At 57.4% G+C, this 20,503-nt stretch carries 19 protein-coding genes and 1 pseudogene; 6 read left to right on the top strand and 14 right to left on the bottom strand.

The window, feature by feature from the left end:
- Positions 1–35: 35 nt before the first annotated feature.
- The 3 genes from DWZ22_RS05325 to DWZ22_RS05315 all read right to left on the bottom strand — a co-directional run bounded on the left by DWZ22_RS05325 (position 36) and on the right by DWZ22_RS05315 (position 3,153).
- The gene (locus DWZ22_RS05325) at positions 36–1,460 is read right to left on the bottom strand and encodes a PTS transporter subunit EIIC (protein WP_118405636.1); all 1,425 of its coding nucleotides are present in this window, start codon (positions 1,458–1,460) and stop codon (positions 36–38) included.
- Between the two features lie 282 nt (positions 1,461–1,742).
- On the bottom strand, positions 1,743–2,579 hold the full coding sequence (locus DWZ22_RS05320) for a PRD domain-containing protein (protein WP_117763764.1): 837 nt from the start codon (positions 2,577–2,579) through the stop codon (positions 1,743–1,745).
- A gap of 304 nt (positions 2,580–2,883) precedes the next feature.
- Complete coding sequence (locus DWZ22_RS05315) at positions 2,884–3,153, bottom strand: hypothetical protein (protein WP_117763802.1); 270 nt, start codon at positions 3,151–3,153, stop codon at positions 2,884–2,886.
- A gap of 174 nt (positions 3,154–3,327) precedes the next feature.
- Between DWZ22_RS05315 and DWZ22_RS05310 the strand changes: the two genes are divergently transcribed.
- Together DWZ22_RS05310 and DWZ22_RS05305 are read left to right on the top strand one after the other, a co-directional pair.
- Entirely contained in the window at positions 3,328–4,290 is a 963-nt protein-coding gene (locus tag DWZ22_RS05310) for a hypothetical protein (protein ID WP_118405615.1), read from the top strand.
- 139 nt (positions 4,291–4,429) lie between these two features.
- Positions 4,430–5,731 carry a hypothetical protein gene (locus DWZ22_RS05305; RefSeq protein WP_118405614.1) on the top strand — a complete coding sequence of 434 codons (1,302 nt, stop codon included), beginning with the start codon at positions 4,430–4,432 and terminating at the stop codon, positions 5,729–5,731.
- 93 nt (positions 5,732–5,824) lie between these two features.
- Here the strand turns inward: DWZ22_RS05305 and DWZ22_RS05300 are convergent, their stop codons facing one another.
- Both DWZ22_RS05300 and treP read right to left on the bottom strand, forming a co-directional pair.
- A complete protein-coding gene (locus DWZ22_RS05300; RefSeq protein ID WP_117763767.1) occupies positions 5,825–7,543 on the bottom strand; it encodes an alpha,alpha-phosphotrehalase in 1,719 nt (572 codons plus the stop codon).
- Positions 7,544–7,636: 93 nt separating this feature from the next.
- Positions 7,637–9,112, bottom strand: a complete 1,476-nt coding sequence (treP, locus tag DWZ22_RS05295; protein WP_117743498.1) for a PTS system trehalose-specific EIIBC component — start codon at positions 9,110–9,112, stop codon at positions 7,637–7,639.
- Between the two features lie 233 nt (positions 9,113–9,345).
- On the opposite strand from treP, the gene DWZ22_RS05290 reads away from it, so the two are divergent.
- Positions 9,346–10,062: a UTRA domain-containing protein gene (locus tag DWZ22_RS05290; protein ID WP_117743499.1), complete on the top strand. Its 717-nt coding sequence runs from the start codon at positions 9,346–9,348 to the stop codon at positions 10,060–10,062.
- A 219-nt stretch (positions 10,063–10,281) separates the two neighbouring features.
- Here DWZ22_RS05290 and ettA read toward each other — a convergent pair whose 3' ends face one another.
- The 3 genes from ettA to DWZ22_RS05275 all read right to left on the bottom strand — a co-directional run bounded on the left by ettA (position 10,282) and on the right by DWZ22_RS05275 (position 13,113).
- Positions 10,282–11,961, bottom strand: coding sequence for an energy-dependent translational throttle protein EttA (gene ettA / locus DWZ22_RS05285; protein ID WP_117735284.1), 1,680 nt, complete (start codon positions 11,959–11,961; stop codon positions 10,282–10,284).
- A gap of 176 nt (positions 11,962–12,137) precedes the next feature.
- On the bottom strand, positions 12,138–12,842 hold the full coding sequence (locus DWZ22_RS05280; protein WP_117743500.1) for an SdpI family protein: 705 nt from the start codon (positions 12,840–12,842) through the stop codon (positions 12,138–12,140).
- On the bottom strand, positions 12,835–13,113 hold the full coding sequence (locus tag DWZ22_RS05275; protein ID WP_117735286.1) for an autorepressor SdpR family transcription factor: 279 nt from the start codon (positions 13,111–13,113) through the stop codon (positions 12,835–12,837). Before DWZ22_RS05275 ends, DWZ22_RS05280 begins: the two co-directional genes overlap by 8 nt.
- A gap of 299 nt (positions 13,114–13,412) precedes the next feature.
- Here DWZ22_RS05275 and DWZ22_RS05270 point away from each other — a divergent pair, with 299 nt between their 5' ends.
- Both DWZ22_RS05270 and DWZ22_RS05265 read left to right on the top strand, forming a co-directional pair.
- Positions 13,413–14,210, top strand: a complete 798-nt coding sequence (locus tag DWZ22_RS05270; RefSeq protein ID WP_117735287.1) for a ThiF family adenylyltransferase — start codon at positions 13,413–13,415, stop codon at positions 14,208–14,210.
- Positions 14,211–14,223: 13 nt separating this feature from the next.
- A complete protein-coding gene (locus DWZ22_RS05265; protein ID WP_118405613.1) occupies positions 14,224–15,006 on the top strand; it encodes a TatD family hydrolase in 783 nt (260 codons plus the stop codon).
- A 79-nt stretch (positions 15,007–15,085) separates the two neighbouring features.
- Here DWZ22_RS05265 and DWZ22_RS10450 read toward each other — a convergent pair whose 3' ends face one another.
- Entirely contained in the window at positions 15,086–15,670 is a 585-nt protein-coding gene (locus DWZ22_RS10450) for an FGGY-family carbohydrate kinase (RefSeq protein ID WP_369831606.1), read from the bottom strand.
- 618 nt (positions 15,671–16,288) lie between these two features.
- Between DWZ22_RS10450 and DWZ22_RS10670 the strand changes: the two are divergent.
- Positions 16,289–16,354: pseudogene (locus tag DWZ22_RS10670) on the top strand (IS3 family transposase); the annotation flags it as partial.
- Positions 16,355–16,406: 52 nt separating this feature from the next.
- On the opposite strand, the gene DWZ22_RS05255 reads toward DWZ22_RS10670, so the two are convergent.
- The 5 genes from DWZ22_RS05255 to DWZ22_RS05235 all read right to left on the bottom strand — a co-directional run bounded on the left by DWZ22_RS05255 (position 16,407) and on the right by DWZ22_RS05235 (position 20,494).
- Positions 16,407–16,835 carry a secondary thiamine-phosphate synthase enzyme YjbQ gene (locus tag DWZ22_RS05255; RefSeq protein ID WP_117735290.1) on the bottom strand — a complete coding sequence of 143 codons (429 nt, stop codon included), beginning with the start codon at positions 16,833–16,835 and terminating at the stop codon, positions 16,407–16,409.
- A gap of 2 nt (positions 16,836–16,837) precedes the next feature.
- Positions 16,838–17,698 (bottom strand): amidohydrolase family protein, encoded by an 861-nt coding sequence (locus tag DWZ22_RS05250; RefSeq protein WP_233539374.1) that lies wholly within the window; start codon positions 17,696–17,698, stop codon positions 16,838–16,840.
- Positions 17,699–17,725: 27 nt separating this feature from the next.
- A complete protein-coding gene (frlD, locus tag DWZ22_RS05245; RefSeq protein ID WP_117637477.1) occupies positions 17,726–18,526 on the bottom strand; it encodes a fructoselysine 6-kinase in 801 nt (266 codons plus the stop codon).
- Between the two features lie 122 nt (positions 18,527–18,648).
- Positions 18,649–19,512, bottom strand: a complete 864-nt coding sequence (locus tag DWZ22_RS05240) for a PfkB family carbohydrate kinase (protein ID WP_035138847.1) — start codon at positions 19,510–19,512, stop codon at positions 18,649–18,651.
- 13 nt (positions 19,513–19,525) lie between these two features.
- A complete protein-coding gene (locus tag DWZ22_RS05235) occupies positions 19,526–20,494 on the bottom strand; it encodes an SIS domain-containing protein (RefSeq protein ID WP_022094440.1) in 969 nt (322 codons plus the stop codon).
- Positions 20,495–20,503 lie beyond the last annotated feature (9 nt).

Genomic DNA, 20,503 nt, shown 5'->3' with positions numbered 1-20,503 from the left:
GCCGCTTTCCAAGTTTAAACATCGCTGAGTTGATACTAGAGCTCGGAAACAGGTCCATTTTCGAGCTCGTCCTCGGTAAACCCAAAGAAGAACGTAAGGGCAAAGGCCGCGATAAACCCTACAGCACCGGCGATGCAGGCGTTGATGAAGTTCTGCACGTCACCGCCCACAAAGGCGAGCAGATTGAGAACATTGGAGGCAGTACCGGCAACGTAGACGCTCACACCGAGAGACATGCCCAAGGCACCCGCGACAAACGCGCCGGCGATAGCCATGGCAAAAGTGCGGCGATAGCGCAGCATCACACCGTAGATAAAGGGCTCACCCACGCCACCAACCATATTGGCGATTACGTAGCCCAGGCAGAGGGTCTTTTCGTCTTTGTTTCGGAGCTTGAGCCAAGATGCGACTTCGGCGCCGTATGCCGCCCAGAGGCTCAGCGTGGTGGCAGGCAGGATAAACGAGTCGACACCGGTGGCCATAAAGTTAGCGATGGCGATCATGATGAGAGCCACATGCATGCCCGAGATTACTATGGGAAGCCAAGCTGCCGCCAACAAGCCGGCGCCGAGAATCGCGACAACACCACCCGTGGAACCGAGCATCTCAAAGAATGCCGCCAAACCGTTACCGAGCCAGGAGCCAAGTGGCGCAAGAGCGCAAAGCGACACCGGCACCGTTACGAGCATTGTAAAGAACGGGGTGAACACCGTGGAGAGAGTATCGGGCATGACCTTCTTGAACAAGCGCTCGATATAGCTCATCGCCCAAACGGAGAGCAGGATGGGGATCACCGACTGCGCGTAGTTGCCCGCAACGCAGGGAATGCCGTAGACAGAGAACGGGGCACCGTCCGCAGCCAGTTGAATCATCGTCGGATCAATGAGAATGCCGCCCATAAACGCACCGAGCACTGGCGTCACGCCGATATTCTTGGCGGCGTTATAGCCAAGGTAAATGGGGATGAAGTAGAAAGCTGCATCATAGACCATGTTCATAAGAACATACAGGTCGCTCGTTTCAGCGATAACATTGGCCATCGTGGGACCGAGGACTACGGCGATGGTCTTAAAGAGACCGGCGCACATCATAACGGGGATCATCGGCACCATGGAGCTCGACAGGTAGTTAAGGATATTGTTGCCGATTGCCTTGGGCGTAAGCTTTTCCTTGGGCTTATCAAGATTCTCATCGACGGCGTCTTGCTTGGCAAAGCCGCCGAGCTTACAGAGCTCGTCATAAACGTTGGGCACATTCTGGCCCACGATCACCTGGAACTGCGATCCCGAAATCTGGGCACCAAGCACGCCGTTGATCTTTTTGATCTTCTTGATATCGGGCGCATCGATATCCTTGAGATTGAAGCGCAAACGCGTCATGCAGTGCGCAACAAACGTTACGTTTTCCTTGCCGCCAACGGCCTCGAGCACGTCTGCTGCAATCTTTTTGTTGTCAGCCATGGCTGAACTCCCTTGCTTTTCCGGCGCCCCGCGTTTGCGCGCATGCGGAGCGTATCGATAACGACAGGCCTGACATCAGGCGATTCAAAAAGAAGGAAGAATGACAAAAAAACAGAAGAGCCCCGAAGCATAATACGGACAGGGAACTGTCTGCGTCATGCTTCGAGACTCTTCTCGAATAACACCTTATGTGCGAGTAATCTTAAGACCGGAATGCCAGAGCGTGCCCCAAAAGGATTGTCCAATCCGGCAAACGGTCAAAATACAGCGGCGAACGGCGTTCTACGTACGCGACCCCGCGCAGACGCGGTTGACATGGAGCATCAGGTAGACCTTCTCCTCATCGGTGAGCTCGGCACCAAAGCGCTCGGCGATAAGCTCGGTCATGCGGTCCACGCACGCGGCCACATCGGGATGTTGCTCGCAGAGCGGCCCATAGAGCGAGCCGTTCTCAGTATTGAGGGGCTCGCCGCTCTGCACGCGCTCAAGCAGGTAACGCACGTGCGTGGCATAACGGCAGAAATCAAAACCGTCGCGATCAACGCCAACGCCAAGCTGCGACTCGATAATCTCGGTAAACTTCTCAAGGAGTGCTTCATCCTTGCGGACCGTGTTGGACTTGGCCTTGGAAGAAGATGCCACCACGCTGTTGACGATGCAAAGTGCGATGCCGCTCGCTTCACTCGGCGGCATCTTGATGTTGAACTCGCGATTGATGCCCTCAAGCGCAAACTTTGCAATTTTGTACTCGATGGGATACATCTGCCGCACGTCATAAGAAAGCGGCATCTGAACAAACATGTGCTCGCGGCAGCGCTTGATGGCAAAGGCGATGTGGTCGGCCATGGTAAAGGGCAGGTTGGCCGAGAGCTCACGCGAGATGTTGGAGCGCGCGATATCGGCGATCTGGGCGGAAAACTCCATCACCTGCGGATCAATTTCGTCGAGGAGCGCCAGATAGCGAGAGTCGACGCCGTAGAACGTGCGCTCGATCTTGTCGAGCGTGACCTCGTCAGGGCCGTCGGGAAACCCGATGCCACGACCGAGCGCCACAAGCTCGCGCCCCTTGGCATTGACGCAGATAACCGTGTTGTTGTTTATTCGCTTAAGAATCTTCATGCTGCTCCCCACTTGGCACAGGAGTGCCACGAGGTTGATTATTCACACGGAATCGAAGTCAGTCAACAGGCACCACTAGAGAAAGGCCCTCGCGAGGCGAGCCTTGATTCTCATTTTCAGGGTATCCTGCAGCGCCAGGAGGGCGCAGGCGGCGGTCGCCTCCATTGTACTGTCATGTGCGATCAGCGCTAATGGAACGAGCTCATGATTAAGATTGGAAAAGAGAAGTCAGAATAGCATTTAGCAGTAGAACGAGATCTCGTCCACAAGAAAGAGTGCCCGATAGCCGCTAATAAGAAATAGGCTAGGCAACTTTTGCTCCTCCGCTTGCGGCGTAGCGATACAGCAGATGGGCGTTATTGCTCAGAAAAGTCTCAAAGCCTCGCTTCTCCTCGTCGGTGAAACGCCCCTCCCACATGGTCCAATTGTAAGAAGGTAGCTCACAACGAGCGGAGTCAAAGCCCTCTGCCGTCGGTCGTTCAAAATGCACGATAACCTTTTCGATATCGCCATCTGCAATCAGGTCAGAATGAATGACCTCGGTACCGTCTTCGAATGTCATATACGGGTACATCACGTAAACCACCTCGCAAACATAAATCCAGTTTAGCATCAAGCTATTGCACCAAAGACAGCAGGCCCCCTTGATGAGTTGATGGTATCTGTTAAATGTCACGTACGATTCACATCTGGTGGGTACCCTGATGGCTACACGAAACGAAGCAGATTTACACCGGGAGGACCCCGTATGACAACCAAGTACACCGACGCGCCGCGTACACGCGTCATGACTCCCGCCGCACTGAACAACGGCGTTCACGAAAACCATTCCATCGGACAGACCATGGCCATCGCGCCCAAAAAGGGCCTGTTCGATGACATTTCCATTCCCCAGATCATCGCCGGCGCCGCAGCTGCCGCCACGAGCGTGGCGCTTGCTTCAAAGATCGGCATTGCCGGCTCGGTGATTGGTGCCGCTGTGAGCTCAGTCATCACTGTTGTGTCTTCGCAGGTCTATCGCCACTTTATCTCCGCCAGCGCCGAAGCAATCAAGGGCACGCATGCCGCTGTCGACTACCCTACCGGCGCCTACGAGCCCGTTGAGGCCAATGTCGAGGAGCACCTAGGTGGCGCCGCGACCACGCAGGAGATGCGCCAGATTGCGGGACGCGCGACCACGGCGCGCGTCGCTCCCAACAGCCTGCGCGCCAAGGCGGCGGCTGAGCGCAGCCAGACGCAAAAGAAGGTCATCATCTTCTCGATCGCTATCGCCATCGTCGCGGTCATCGCCTGCGCCGGCGCCATCCTTATCACCACTGCCGGTGAGGGTCTGGGCGAGCGTCCCGAGCCGATCCTTTCGTCGCGCACGACCGAGAGCGATGCAAATGGCAACACCCAGTCGCAGGATCAGCAGGCACAGACGGACGATACGCAAGACAGTTCTACCTCTGCCAATTCGTCCTCGAACACCCAAAACCAATCGCAGGGCACCGATTCCTCTTCGGCCAACAGCAGCACGCCGTCCGGCACGACCGACTCAAGCCAAACGACTGACGGTTCGCAGCCGAGCACGGGCGGCCAGACGAGCGACAGTACTTCGGGAACGGGCGCAGCAGACAGCAGCAACACCAACAGCTCGAACAGCTCGAGCGGAACCGCGTCCGGCACGGCATCCGACAACTCGAGCCAAGGCACGGCATCGGGCAACTAAGCACATTTGCCTCTCATAGATAACCGACCTGTATAACGGGCGCGAATCGACAGCGGTTCGCGCCCGTTTGCCTTGGGCGCCGAGGTAGCAAGTCCCGCGCGATGGTAAGATGCTTTGGTGTGTAAAGAGGAGATTTGCCATGAGCAAGACAATAGTTAAGCCCACGCTATCGCTGGGCAACCACATCTATCTGTATCGCCTGCTGCGCGATGCAATCGGATGCGGCAAGCAAACGTTTATGACGCAGGTCGAGGAGGTACTCGCCGCCGGCGACATGGCCGCTTATGACCTGGGGTTTGAGACCACGCGCGAGCTGCTCGAGGAGCTCGACGACTGCATTAAGCTGACCGTCTTTAAGGGCGGTCGCCTGTATGCCACGGTCATCGCAAACGAGGCCTGGGATGTCGCACTTGCCAAGGGCGAGGACAAGCCCAAGGCAGTCAAGGGCGCCAAGCAGTCCTACAAAAAGAAAAAGCGCGGTGAGAAGGACCTCAAGGCCGTGCGCCCCAAGCACGTAAAGCGCACCGAGCCAGAAGCCATGGTTGAAGCCGTGCCGGAACCCGAGCCCGAGACAGAGATCGAAGTCGCTATCGAGGTGACGGCAGAAGCCGAAACCGAAATCGCCACCACAACTGATTCCGAAGCCATGTCTGATCAGGAAGCCACTGTTGAGCTCAACGAGACTCCCACGTCGACAATCGAAGAGACGGCTGGCCAACCCGAGGCGCCCGTGTTCCAGAATAGCGATGTCTTTGGCGACAATGCCGAGGACGGTCAGTCTGACGAGCCCGCAGATCAAAACGCTACCGAGGCGACACCGGAGCCCGAGACGCCGCAGCCCGCCATCTCGCTCACGGTCGTCTATGACCCCGAGAACGCCAACGCAGGTATCACCACCATGGCTTCCACGCCGGTTGAGACAAAGCCGAGCGTCGAGCATGAGAACGCTCCGCAAGTCGAGGTCGACACCATGCCCACAGATGCACCCGCTACCGTCGAGTCCACAGATTCCGCGGCGATGCCGAAAGCGGACCCCGAACCCGTGTCCGCTGCCGAACCCGCGTCCGCGCCCGGGATGGCGCCCGTCGATGGGCGGGCCCCTGCACCGGCCACGCCACCAGCCCCCGCACCCACAGCACCGACCATCCCCGAGGACTTCCCCATCGATATCGCAACCGAGGTCTTCTGCCCCGGTCCGTTGCTGCACCAGCTGTCGACCTATCTCCCCTACGGCGCCGATACCCTCGGCATTGTCGGCGAGTACTACTGGATCGCCCGCGAGCGCGGCACCATCGACGTCGCGCGCAACCGAGCGAGTTTCCCGCTGCGCTACACGCAGGACGGCGAGCGCCGCGAGGTTACCGTACGCATCCGCCGCAACACCACCGGCGGTCTCGGAGCCGCCTGGACCATCGATAAAATCGAAGAACCCGAGCAGTAACGACAAACGGCTCAAATCCAAATCAGGATTTGAGCCGTTTAATTGTGCCAATCAGGCCGCACTCAGCTGCAAATGGACACAATACCCATGCGCTTATTTACGAATGAGCGCATATCCCTCAAAGGGGCGAAGCGCCTGCAGGTCCTCAACATCCCCATACGAGTGCAGCAGCACGTCCCACTCCCCTTGAGCCAGCAGTTCCCGGACTTCCGGGCCCACTTCGCTCATACCATCGAAGAAATTGGCAACCACAAGCATCGATCCAGGCGCGGACATGTCTTCGATCGTCGCCACCGACGCATCATAGGGCTCTCCGACAGTAAGATTGCCAAATCGCCCATACGCGAGCACGGGCGCACTGTCCGCGTCAACAAAACGGACCTTGCCCGTCGCCACCACAGGCAACTCGTGCCGCAGCTCATTCACCTGACGATAGAACTCAAAAATTGAATTCGAAACGCCCACTTCGAGCTCCGCCGTTATCTCATCTTGGCTACAATCCTTCGCATCGCGAGCCATCGGAACCCAAGGCTCAGCGATCGAAAAACCATGGTGCACCTCGCCATTCCACTGCATAGGCAGGCGGCCGTTATCGCGCGAATGCATGTTGATGATCGCGAGCGCCTCTTCGGGTGCCTTTCCCTGCTCGAGCAAGATGCGGTAATAGTTGCGGCTCTCGACATCGTTGAACTCTTCGATGCTCGTAAAGTGTGCGTTGGTCGAGCCCAGCTCGTCACCTTGATAGATATAGGGCGTGCCGCGCAACAGGTCCATAAAGAGCGCGAGCATCTTTGCCGCGGGAATGCGCAGGGAACCGTCGGTCCCAAAACGCGAAAGGGCACGTGGCTGGTCGTGATTGTCCCAGAACACGGCATTCCAACCACCGCCCGCCTGCATACCCTCCTGCCAGGCGGCAAGAGTCTTTTGCAACAGCGCAAAGTCAGGAGCCTTGTTTACCCACTTCCTCCCGTTCTCAAAATCGACCTTAAGATGATGGAAGTTGAAGGTCATAGCGAGCTCGTGGTTTTGAGGCTGCGTATATCGAATGCAAGCCTCAAGGCCCGTCGAATTCATCTCTCCGACCGTCATCATGCCCTCGATGCCGCCCTCACGCACCAGCTCCTGGATGTAGCTGTCCACACGCGCACCGTCCGTGTAAAAGCGGCGACCATCGCCCTCGTAGTCGTCTTCCCATGAATCTGGCTTATCGATTAGATTGATTACGTCGAAGCGAAAGCCGTCAACGCCCTTCTCGCGCCAAAAACGCAAGACATCGGCAACCTCATGCCTCACTTCAGGATTTTTCCAGTTGAGGTCGGGTTGGCCCGGATCGAATAGGTGCAGGTACCATTTGCCAACATGAGGTTCCCAGGTCCAGGCGGGACCGCCAAACTTCGATTCCCAGTTGCAGGGAAGCTCACGCGGTGTCCCCTCTTCAAAAATAAAGTAGTCCTGATAGCGCTTGTCGCCCGCGATGGCTCGCTGAAACCACTCATGCTCGCTCGAAACATGGTTAAATACCATGTCGAGCATAAGGCCGATGCCGCGCGCATGCGCCTCGCGCGAAAGCTCTTCGAACTCCTCCATGGTTCCAAATCGCGGATCGATGCTTCGGTAATCGGCCACGTCGTAGCCGTTATCCTTTTGCGGCGAGACAAAAAATGGGGTTATCCAGAGGTAATCGATACCAAGCTGCTTGAGGTAGTCGAGCTTTTGCGTGATGCCGGGCAGATCGCCCCAGCCGTCACCATTAGAATCGTTAAAGCTCTTGGGATAGATTTGGTACACGACCTTATTGCTGATATCAAGCATCGCTCGTCCTCCCTCCAACAGGAAATGTGAAATTCGCGAGCACCGCTGACGAACAAAGCCGCCGCGGCGCTCGTAGGGTTACTGCTCGTAGGGTTACTTATCCTGAGCGGCCAACTCCGCGCGAATCTCGGCGGCACTGGCCTCGGCCTCCTCGCGAATGCCTTTCTTGGAGCCCACGATAACCGTCAGGACAAAAGGAACGACCAGCACGATGAGCATACAAACCGCAAACATCGCCCAGCTGTCAGGCTGCATCGAAAGGATTCCCGGCAGGCCACCGACGCCAACGGCGTTTGCGGTGCAGTTTGTCACCACGCTCAAAAGACCAGCAAGGGAGGAGCCGATCATGGCACACACAAACGGGAACGTGTACTTAAGGTTGACGCCGAACATGGCAGGCTCGGTAACACCCAGGTAGCAAGAGATGATGGCGGGGATATTTACCTGCTGGTCACGATCGTTGGAACGCTGCAGGTACGCCATGCCCAATACAGCCGAGCCTTGTGCGATATTGGAAAGCGCGATCATGGGCCAAAGCATAGTGCCACCAAAATCGGCAATCAGCTGCAGGTCGATGGCGTTAGACATGTGGTGCAGGCCGGTAATAACCAGCGGCGCATAAAACGCACCAAAGAGAGCGCCGAACAGGGCGCGGAACGGGCCGGTGATGCCGGCGTAAATGATGGCGGAGACACCGCTACCGAGCCACCAGCCAATGGGTCCAAGGACAAAGTGGGCGGCCATGACGGCAAGCAGCAGGCTGCAGAATGGAACGACGATCATCGAGACGACCTCGGGCGTGATCTTGCGGAAGAAACGCTCCAAGAAGCCAAGTGTAACTGCGGCGAGAATCGCGGGAATGACCTGCGCCTGATAGCCGATCATATTGACCTGGGCAAAGCCAAAGTCCCACTGCGGAATCTGATCAGCCGGCGTGCCGGCAACGGAATAGGCGTTAAGAAGCTGCCCGGAGATAAGCGTCAAACCCAAAACGATACCGAGCATAGGCGTGCCACCCATCTTTTTGGTGACCGACCAACAGATGCCTACTGGAATGCCAGTATGGAAGACCGCCTCGCCAATCAACCATAAAAAGCTGTCGACGCCAGCCCAAAATTGACTCAGCTGCACGAGCGTCTGCGTACCGTCGCCAAACACATACAGCGAATCGATGCAATTGCGGAAACCGAGAATGAGGCCGCCGACGATAACAGCGGGAATGATGGGTGCAAATACCTCGGCGATAACCGTCATGGCGCGCTGAATGGGATTCTGGTTTTGGACGGCGGCGGCCTTGGCTGCGTCCTTGCTCACGCCCTCGATTCCGGCGATCTCAGTAAACTCCGAATAGTAGGCTTTGACGTCGTTACCAATGATGACCTGGAACTGCCCAGCCTGCGTAAAGCTGCCCTTGGTATAGGGAAGCGCCTCGATACCCGGCACGTCGGCCTTCGATTCATCGTTGAGGACAAACCTCATACGCGTCATACAGTGGCTCACAGCGGCAATATTGTCCTTGCCTCCCACCAGCTCGAGCAGCTTGGTCGCGTCGTCCGCATACTTACCCATGCGTTCCTCCTTCTGCGCTTTTCGACAGAACACTGTAGGTGGCCCACCCGCCTTTAAATGACAACTTATTTGAATAAGTTGTTTGACAGCAACTAGTTTAGCCAGATTGATTCTACGTTTCTTGACTTATTTGAATAAGTTGCTGAACGGTCGATTTTTCACTGCGAACGGAGAGCATCGGATTCGAACGGTATACTGAAATACAACTTATTTAAATGATTCAAAGGACAGCTATGAAGGCCATCTGGCAAGGCATCTACACCGATATCAAAGGCGACATTCTTGAGGGAACGTATCCTTTTCAGTCGTTTCTCCCCTCCGAGGCCCAACTCGTCCAAAAATACGAGTGCTCGCACAACACACTTCGACGCGCCCTCACGGCTCTCGCCGACGAGGGGTTGGTGCAGCCGATCCATGGCAAGGGTGTCCGCGTCATCTGGCGCCCGCGAAGCCGCGCCCTCTTTGAAGTTGGCGGCATCGAGACATACGACGAATCCATCAGGCGCCTGGAGCTTGATTCCGAAACAAAGGTGACGCTCTTTGAGCAAGTCAAAGCCACCGAAAAGGCAGCCCACAGAACGGGGTTTGAAGTCGGGTCAGTTCTCATTCATCTCGAGCGTGTTCGTTCCATAGCCGGTTGCCCAGTCATTCGCGATGAAAGCTATTTTTTGGCAAGCGACGTACAGGGGCTCGATGCCGATAAGGCCTCAAGCTCCATTTATCGATATCTCGAGCAGGACCTTGGCCTTAAGATTGCCCAAAGCCGTCGCGAAATAACCGTCGAACCCGCCACCAAGCGCGACTATGAGCTGTTGGACCTTCCCGAAGGCTGCTACATGGCCGTTATGTCCAACCAAGTCTTTACCGCCGCCGGAGAAATGTTCGAATACACCTGTTCGCGACACCGCCCCGACTACTTTGTCTTTCACGACATCGCTCGACGCAAGTAGCAGCGAAAAACGGCTCAAATCCAAACCCGGATTTGAGCCGTTTTTATTTGTTGATGTCGCGTAATCAACAGCGAGCGGGTCGCAAGTGCCCCAGGTTGCCGTGAAAGAGGAGCGACGCGTACTTCGGTACGCGAGCGACGGCTTGAACGGCAAGATGGGGTGCTTGCGGCCCGCGCAGCGTCGAGCAGTTACGCGGTTTGGTAAAACCGCGTAACAAAACTAGTCACGCGTCAGCTTGCGGTGGATGCGATGCGGCTGAGCTGCGTCCTCGCCCAGGCGCTCGATGCGGTTGGCCTGATAGGCCTCGAAGTTGCCCTCGAACCAATACCAGTTGCCCGGATTCTCGTCGGTGCCCTCCCACGCCAGAATGTGCGTGGCGACGCGGTCCAGGAACATACGGTCGTGGCTAATGACCACCGAGCAGCCCGGGAACTCGAGCAGCGCTGCCTCGAGCGAGGACAGCGTCTCGACGTCGAGGTCGTTCGTGGGCTCGTCGAGGAGCAGCAGGTTGCCGCCCTGCTTGAGCGTAAGCGCCAAGTTCAGACGATTGCGCTCGCCACCGGAGAGCACACCGGCGCGCTTCTGCTGGTCCTGGCCCTTAAAGCCAAAACTCGCCACATAAGCGCGGCTCGGAACCTCGGTCTCGCCGACCATCATGTGGTCCAGGCCGTCCGAGACGACCTCCCATAGGTTCTTATCGGGATCGATGCCGGAACGGTTCTGGTCGACGTAGGAAATCTTGACGGTCTCGCCCACCTCGAGCTCGCCCGAAGTCAGCGGCTCCAGACCCACAATCGTCTTGAACAGCGTGGTCTTACCGACGCCGTTGGGGCCGATCACACCCACGATGCCGTTGCGCGGCAGGGTGAACGAAAGATCGTCGATGAGCACGCGGCCGTCGAACTCTTTGTGCAGGTGATGGGCCTCGAGCACCTTGTTGCCCAGACGCGGACCCACAGGGATGCGGATGTCGGTCCAGTCGAGCTTCTGGCTTGCGCGGGCCTCGGCCTCCATCTCCTCGTAGCGAGCCAGACGGGCCTTGTTCTTGGCCTGGCGGGCCTTGGGCGAGCTGCGCACCCACTCGAGCTCGGCCTCCATGCGCTTGGCGAGCTTGGCATCGCGGTTGCCCTGAGCCTCGATACGCGCGGCCTTGGTCTCCAGATACGTGGAGTAGTTGCCCTTGTAGGGGTAGAGGTGGCCGCGGTCGACCTCGCAGATCCACTCGGCGACGTTATCCAGGAAGTAGCGGTCATGCGTGACGGCAAGCACAGCGCCCTGATAGTTATGCAGGAAGTGCTCGAGCCACAGGATCGACTCGGCGTCCAGGTGGTTCGTGGGCTCGTCAAGCAGCAGCAGGTCGGGAGCCTCGAGCAGCAGCTTGCACAGGGCCACGCGGCGGCGCTCGCCGCCGGAAAGCACGTTAACCGGCATGTCAGAATCGGGCAGCTGCAGGGCGTCCATGGCCTGGCCGAGCTTGGAATCGATATCCCAACCGTCGGCGGCGTCGATCTCGTCCTGGAGCTTGCCCATCTCGGCCATGAGGGCGTCCATGTCGCAATCCGGGTCGCACATCTCCTCGCCGATCTTGTTGAAGCGATCGACTTTGGCGATCATGTCACCAAACGCCATGCGCACGTTCTCGATGACGGTCTTGTCGTCGTCGAGCGGCGGCTCCTGCTGCAGGATTCCTACGGTGTAGCCGGGGGTGAGCCTGGCATCGCCGTTGGAAACTTCCTCGATGCCAGCCATAATCTTGAGCAGGGTCGACTTGCCCATGCCGTTGGGGCCCACGACGCCGATCTTGGCACCGGGATAGAAGCTCAGGGTCACGTCGTCAAGGATCACCTTGTCGCCATGGGCCTTGCGAGCCTGATACATGCTGTAAATGAACTCAGCCAATGTCCGTTTCTCCTTATCTAGCTGCGGAAATCTTCTCCCCCTGTCCGTTTTGGAAAAGCGGGGGGCAATCCGCGCGTTCTAATAAAAGGGGGCATGGTCGCCCACACCCCCTAATACTACCTGGGAAAAGTCCCCCGGAACAAAATATGAACTGCGTACGCTAGTTTTCCGCAACCTTAGCGAACAGCCCGCTGAGACTTGCGCCACAGCAGATACGAGTAGACGTAGGCAGCTCCGGCCAATCCAAACGCCAGCACCGCGATCACTGTGGCGACGACTTCACTCGATAGCACGCTGCCCGCTACACCCATCACAATCAGACCAACGCCCAGCACCATAAAGCAGGCGCCACCAAAACGCTGCGTACGGCGCCAGTTCTCGGGGTCGGCAAGCGCCCAAGGCGTCTTGATGCCCAGCGTGTAGTTTTGCTTCACACGCGGCAGGTAGTTGCCCATTCCAATAAAGAGCAAACCGATAGCGCCCGATACCAGCAAATTGACCGTGCCAGCAGCAGGCACCACACCCCATACGGTAAGCTCCCCCAGCCAGCTTATGGCACACATGGCCAGCGTGAAGGCGATTACGAAACCCTGATAGAACTTGCCCGAAGTCCGATACGCCTCGCCCTTGGGGTCGATGCGCGGCACCACGTAGAACACCGCCAAAAGCACCAGCGGCAGTGCGCCGAGCGCAGAGGCCATCCAACTGGGACCCCAACCGTTAACGGCGCCGCTCGCTCCCCAGTGCGTGGGAATCTGCGCAGGCAAGCTCGGCATCACCATAAGGTGTGCCGCGACATTGGCAACGCACAGCACCACGAGCACGGCCCACACGCGCGGCGATACCCCCGTGGCGTGAATGCCCTTGTTTTCGTTATTCATCCTTACCACCTTCAGTGTTTCTAAAGCTCATAAACCAGCCAATCAAGTCCTGCATGACAGTGGTGTTTAAGCTGTATACGATGTTTTGACCATGACGCTCGTCGGTCACCAACCCAGCGTTTTTAAGCGTCGCCAAATGATGGCTCAATGACGGTTTGCTGATGTCAAAATGCTCGGCAAGCTCTCCGGCCGTACAATTGCCCTCGCGCAACAGTTCCAAAATGTGACGCCGTGTAGGATCGGCCAGCGCTTTAAAACCCTCTCCCGGCATAGGACCTCCTCTCAGTATTTCGTTCGACGCGCACACTATACTCAATATTTAGATATTTGTCTAACTATCTAATCTTATACTCAAAAAAATAGCCGCCCCCGCGTAATGCGAAGACGGCCACTTCTCACGCTACAAACGTGTTTGGGAGTTGGCCAACCCGCGGCAACGGGTGCCACCTGCTTCATCTTATGCGAATCCCGGTCTCGTTTCAACAAACCCCTAGGGCTCAAATGGAATCGCGATAATACCTATAATGGCGATAGCCAAAACACGACCCGCTTCCCCATCGGAGGATATCTATGACCGAAACCGCAGCTGCAGCTCCCGTCGAGACACGCGACACCAAGCTCGAGATTATCATGGGCCGCGAGGCGCTCGATAAACTCGCCAACGCCACGGTGCTGGTGCTTGGCTGCGGCGGCGTGGGCTCCAACTGCTGCGAGGCACTTGCCCGTGGCGGCATCGGTCATTTTGTGATCTTGGACAAGGACATCATCGCGCCCAGCAACATCAACCGCCAGGCTATCGCCTTTCACAGCACCATCGGCAAGCGCAAAGTGGATGTAATGGAAGCCATGATCAACGACATCAACCCCGCCGCCGCTGTCATCAAACGTACCGAATACCTGTTGAGCGACAACATCGATGAGTTCTTCGCAAGTGTTTTGGAGCAGACGGACGGCAAGCTCGACTACGTCGTCGACGCCATCGACACCATCTCGGCCAAGCTCACCATTGCCAAATATGCTCAGGACCACGACATTCATTTGGTTAGCTCCATGGGCGGGGCCAACAAGCTCCACCCCGAATGCCTGCGTTTTGCCGACATTTTTGACACCGTGCGCGACCCTATGAGCCGCATCATGCGCAAAGAGTGCAAAAAGCGTGGCATCAAGAGCCTTCGCGTGTTGTTTAGCTGCGAGGAATCGGTTAAGACACAGCCTCGCGACCCTTCCAACATCCACGAGCGTACCGAGCTGGGAACCGCGAGCTTTATGCCGCCCATCATGGGCCAGATGATCGCCGGCGAGGTTATCCGCCAGATCAGCGGACGCGGCACCGAGCGCGTGCGCGCCGACGGCCAGCGCTTGGACTAGCAGGGATGCCGCGATGGAGCCGCAGCTGTTTGATGCACACTGTCATCTTGATTTGATGGCTTGCCCGGATACCGTTGCCGATGAGGCGACGGCACTGGGCCTGGGTCTATTTGACTGCGGCGTCGACCCACGCGACTTCGCGGCAGCAAAAACACGCGCCAGTCACCGCCCGAGCATCATCGCGGGCGTAGGGCTCCATCCCTGGTGGCTCGCCGACGGCCGATGCGGAACCGCCGAAATCAATCTACTTTGCGAAGTCGCTGCACAAGAGCGTTTTATCGGCGAGATCGGGCTCGACTTTTCCGCACGCTTTGTTGGAAGCGAGCCGTTACAAATACAGGCACTTGAACGGCTCTGCGATGCACTTGTGCATCATCCTCTTACCGGGCGCGTGATATCAATTCACGCCGTTCGTTCGGCAGGAACCGTACTGGACGTCCTCGAGTCGCACGGATTGCTCACCCCAAGGCCCGACTCCCCCGTTATCACCTTCCACTGGTTTAGCGGTACCTCGGACGAACTCGTCCGCGCGCGTAATGCGGGCTGTAATTTTTCCGTCAACGAACGCATGCTTGCGTCTAAACGTGGACGCGAATATGCCCGGCAGATTCCACTCGATCGTTTACTGCTCGAGACCGATGCGCCGGCCGAGCCAAACGCAGAAACAAGCGCGCAATCGCTCATCAAATCGCTCACAAGAACCTCAGAACGCATCGCCTCGCTCAAAGACTGTGACGCAAAGCGCATCGAGTCGGCAGTTTTAGCAAATGCGCACTCTGTTTTTGACCTTCGCTAACCCCTGTGGGAAAAAATGCCAAGGGACATGCGAATCGCACCACGCAGTCCCTATTGGAAGGCAGTACAATTCGGCAGCATTACACCAATTCGTGCATGAGATCACGGTTGCGCGCATACAATTCGTCAAAGATATGACGGCGCGACGCATATAACTCGCGGGCAGCCATATCGGGCACGATTGTTTGCGCAACGCCAAGGACTTGGGCGAGCTCATCCCATGATGCATGGGCGCCACCTGCGAGAGCTGCCATGATGGCATCACCGAAGCATGCGCCCACTGTAACCTTGGCAACCGAGACCTCGCGCCCACATACGTCGGCGATAGCTTGCATCCAAACTGGATTCTTGGTTCCACCTCCGACAAGCATAATGCGCCCAATTGGCAGCCCATGCTCTCGCTCGATAATGTCGACATGGGATGCAACGGTATACGCGACGCCTTCCAAGGCGGCGCGAACCATATGGGCTCGCGTATGCCTTCCGGTCAGGCCAAAGAAGACGCCGCGCGCCTCGGGACCGTTGAGCGGAGTACGCTCCCCCGTAAAGTACGGCAGACACAGGAGCCCATCGGCACCCGGCGCCACATCGGCGGCATCATGCGCCATAACCGAATATGCATCGGGGCCACCGTGGCCCTCGGCCTCTACGGCGTCGCAATACAGCTCTTGGCGCAGCTACGATGCGAGCACACCCGCCGTATTGGTCCCCGCGCAGATCCCGTAAGTTCCGGGAATGATAAACGTCCCTGACCACAGGCGGGCATCATCGACCATATGATCAGCTAAGTAGATGAAATACGCCGTGCTCCCCAACTGAACCATCATATCGCCGGGACGGAATACACCCGTCGAAATGGCCTCGGCACCAGAGTCGCCCGTTCCCACTAAGACAGGTGTCCCCGCCGCGAGCCCCGTCGCCTCAGCCGCACGCTGCGACGCTCGCGGACCTCATCGGCAAGCTCGCCCGAAGCGCCACGACCGGCAGCCGAACCGCCGACGACCATCGCATCCGGTAGGCAATTAAGGAGAAGTGAATCGGCAACGTCCACAGTCGAGCGGTCGTTGAGATACCCCCCCCCCCGCTCGTGATGAAGTGAAAAAGCTTAAGGTCGTCCAAGCGCAGCGCCGCCTTGCGACGCATGTTGTTAGCATAATCTCGGTTAATCAGCCCGAGATCACCGGCCCAGGCACCGCAAAAAATGCAGCGCGTGAACTGCGCTTGGCGGCCTCCACGACCCGCGATACGATTCCACCCGGATAATACAACGGATCACCTGACAGAGGACGCAGACTAAACTGAAGGGACTGACCCCGGAGGAGTTCCGGAGCCAGTCCCTTGCGGCGTAGTTCTTATTTAAGCCGTCCAAGTTTTGGGGTGCAGCTCATTATTGCAGGGACGTTACTCCCCCAGCACCTCGACGTACACTTTTCGCTTCTGCGGACCGTCAAACTCCGCAAGATAGATGTTCTGGGCACCTCCGCACACGATGTGGCCATCTTGGACGGGAAAGAAGCAACTGTTTCCACAAATCATGCTCTTGATATGCCCACAGGAGTTGTTACCGGTGGCTCCATAGCTCGGCAGGAAGTGTGCATGCGCATAGGGGGCATCGAGTGGGGCGATGCGATCAAGCGTCTCCATAAGATCCGTCTCCACGCAGGGCAGCCCCTCGTTTACCACGATTCCGCAGGTCGTATGCGACAAAATAATCGCCGCCAAGCCATTGGTCACCGAGCTGCGCTCGATGGCAGCGTGCACGTCCTCGGTAATATCGATGAACTGGTCCGGAGCAGTCGATAGATAGCTCAATGTCTCGAGCGTCACCATGTTCACTCATCCCCTTCAAGAAAACGCAGGGCATTGCCCCAGTAGAGCCTTTCTCGCGCATCATCGCGCATGGGCACGGTATCGAGCGCCCGCTTGAGTTTGAATGCACGGAAGCGCGGCGTATTGCTGGCGAACATCACTTGGTGCGATAGCGCGCGCTCATACCACAGCGGCCCCATATCGACCGTGAAAAGACGCTGCATCATCTCCTCGGGCGAATCGATGTAAGTGATAGAGGTGTCCGCGTAGCAGTTGGGATACTTGAGCAGCATCGCCACGGTCTCGCGCACCCACGGCCAGCCAAAATGGGTCAAACTAAAACGCACATTTGGATGCGTTGCGATTGTGTGCTCAAATGCAAGCGGGTTACTGCGCGAGAGCTCTGCGCCCGGCTCCCAAGACATACCGGCATGGAAAACCACCGGCTTGTTATAGCGCTCGCACAGTTCGTAAAGCGGCTCGGCCACAGCATCATCGGGGGCAAAACCCTGCTTTGCAGGATGCAGGCAAAGCCCCTTTGCCCCCAACTCGGTAAAAGCGCGCTCCAATTCGTCTGCGGCACCGCTCATCTGCGGGTCTACGCTCGCAAATCCCCACAGACGATCGGGATGTGCGGCAACCAGCATGGCAATCTGGTCATTGGTGCCAAAGTGCCCTCCGCATGCCGTGGTTACATCGAGCGGCATGAGCACGCTCTTCTGCACATCGCAGACGTCCATCTCGACTTGAAGCTCATCCCAATCCATGGGGCCCATATGCCCCATACCAAATTCTCGTGACCAAAAACCGAATCCATCAGGCTCATCACCCGGCGTACAGATCTCGCCGTAGAGCATAGGATGGACCAACATGTCGATAACCATTTCGTACTCCTTTCCAGGCATTTGACCCTAGTACGGCTCAAAAGAACCAATCACTCGGGACGACAGCTCGGCGCCCGCCTTCATACACGCCGGAATATCAAGGCCATCGATCACGCCCTTGGTAAACCCGGCGATATACGAGTCGCCGGCACCCACGGTATTAACGACCTTCTCCGCCGGCACGATCCCGCACTCATAGAAGCGCTCACCGTCATAGGCAATGCTTCCCTTCTCGCCAAGCGTGGCAACCGCAACGCGCGGCCCCAATTCCTGCGCGTGACGTACCCAGTCTCGCAGCTCCGGAGTGTCATCTTCAAACGACATAAATGCGTAGTCAACGTAGGGAAAATGATTCTCGCAGGCATATTCGGGATCCTGGCTGAACACCGAGAAGTCCATAACCACCGTCTTGCCCGCATCATGCCACTCGGGCAGGAGGTCCAAACAATTGCCAAACAGGTCGGTATGAATGATGTCATGCTCTAGGATAAACGCCCGGTCGTCTTCATTCGGTCGATATGTCTCCATTACGCCATCGATTGCCTCGAGATGCACACGATCGACGCCGTCTTTCAATGCCATGAGCATCACCGAAGTGTCGCCATCCTCCACCCGCAGGTGTGAGATATCGAACCCCTCAGCGGCCAGCGCCTCCCTCATCTTGTCTCCGTACTCGTCCTTGCCGACAACCGACACGGCGGATACCGAAACGCCCATTCGTGCAAGATGGATACCCCAGTCAATGCCGTTACCAGTCGGATAGAACACGCCGATGTTTTGATAGACGTCCGCGCAGCAAAAACCAGCCGCACACGCTTTAATACCCATACTCTTCTCCAATGTTCAAAAGGGGACCCACCACATAACGAGCCCCCCTTTTTGCGTTTCGCTTATTGTTTTGCATCGGCTGTCCAAGGCCTCATAGCCAGACCGCCGTACGCTTTCTTAAGCTATTCGACGATTGGTGCTCCGTGGCCCCAAGAGCCTTCCATGCCGCACACGGTCGAGGCAAACCCGGCAGCAAAATCGAGCGCGCGCTCGATGGCCTCGGCGCCATCCTCACCACGCTTGGCGGAATCGAGATAGCACATCAAAAATGAGGTGAGGAACGAGTCGCCCGCCCCCATGGTGTCCTTCATGTCCGTTACCGGTTTAGCCAGCTGGCGGTAATAACGCTCGCCGTCGTAAGCAATGCAGCCCTCGGCACCCGCCGTAGCCGACACAAAACGCGGACCCAGGCCCTTCACCCATGCCAGACGCTCGCGAATCTCGTCCTCACTCGCGGCATCCGCCGCACTAAAGAAAGCAAAATCGACGTAGGGCGCAATCTGCTCGTAGTACTCGTCGGTGGAGTCGTCCGAAAAGTCAAAAGAGACCGTGACGCCCGCAGCCTTCAACTTGGGCAGCTCGCGCTCGGTAAAGCAATAGTTGCCCGAATGAACCACATCGAACTGCTTCATGTACGAAAGGTCAAAGCGATCGAGGACATAGCGCGCATCGCCACGGATACCGCCCTCGTTGGAGCCGAGGAAGACACGGTCACCGTCAACGACGGTCACGCGAGCCGCTCCGTTCTCGCCAATCATCTGCTCGCACTTGTCAAGTTCGATACCCTCATCCTCGAGGCTTGCAATGACATGCTCGGCAGCGGCGTCATTGCCAAAAATGCCCATGTATGCGGAGCGTGCGGCACCGCATTTCTTGGCATAAACGGCGAAGTTCACCGCGTTGCCGCCAGGATACATGGTGTGGATATGCTCGTAGCGATCGACGACGTTGTCGCCAAATCCGAGCGCGTTAACGTTAAATGCCATGGTATTTACCCCTCTAGTACTCGACGACGCCCATGTAGCGACGGAAATCGGGATCATGGTCAAACACCTTGCCGCGTGCGGCACGCAGCTCGCAGTTCATGGCGTAGAACAGCACCGGGTCCAGATAGGCACGGACGCTCGCCGGCACGGCTTCCATACCGTACTCCTTGGCATCGAGCACCATCAGCGTATCGGTATGCGTCTTAAGGAACGCCAGGGCGCGCTCGTCCATAGCACGGCACTCGCTGGAGCCCATCTGCAGGAAGTAAAAAACGCCATCCTGAGTAGCCTCGAAGGGGCCATGGAAGTACTCGGCAGAGTGGATGTAGCTGCAGTGCTGCCACTGCATCTCCATAAGAGAGCAGATAGCGAAACCGTAGGTCTGGCTAAAGTTGGGACCGCTGCCCAGAATATAGAAGAACTCATGCTCCTGGCAAAGCTTGGCAAAACGATCGCCCAGCTCGGCATTTACCTTCTCGCGTGCCGGGGGAAGAATCTTATCCATCTCGGCGATACCGGCATACATATCGGCAAGATCGGCGTAGCCCTCCTGCTGATCGAGCAGCTCTGCCGCAAGCGACAGCGAAATGCCAGCGGGGACCTCGGCCTGCGGCACACCCTCGCCCCACGGGTAGACCCACGTGGTCCACTTGCCGGAGTCAATCTTGGATCCAGCGTTGTCGGTCTGGGCGATTACCGTAGCGCCGGCAGCAAGGGCAATCTCACAGCCCTCGACGACCTCGGGGGTGTTGCCACTGTGGCTGCAAGCAATGACCAGGGATTTCTCACCCAAGCGGCGTGGGCGCATGATATCAAACTCGCGAGCCGTATAGATATACGAAGTGAAGGTGGTTGCCTCGCGCTGCAGAAGCTCATGAGCCGGGATCAAATCGATCATGGAACCACCGCAAGCAATCCAGTAGACGCTGTCAAACTTGCCCTTCTCGGCAATTGCCTCTTTGATCAGATCGTGTGCGTTCATATCCAGTTC

The organism is Collinsella sp. AF31-11, from assembly GCF_003475605.1.
Classification (GTDB): domain Bacteria; phylum Actinomycetota; class Coriobacteriia; order Coriobacteriales; family Coriobacteriaceae; genus Collinsella.
The sequence above is the reverse complement of the archived record's forward strand: the minus strand, read 5'-3'. Positions and strand labels throughout refer to the sequence as shown.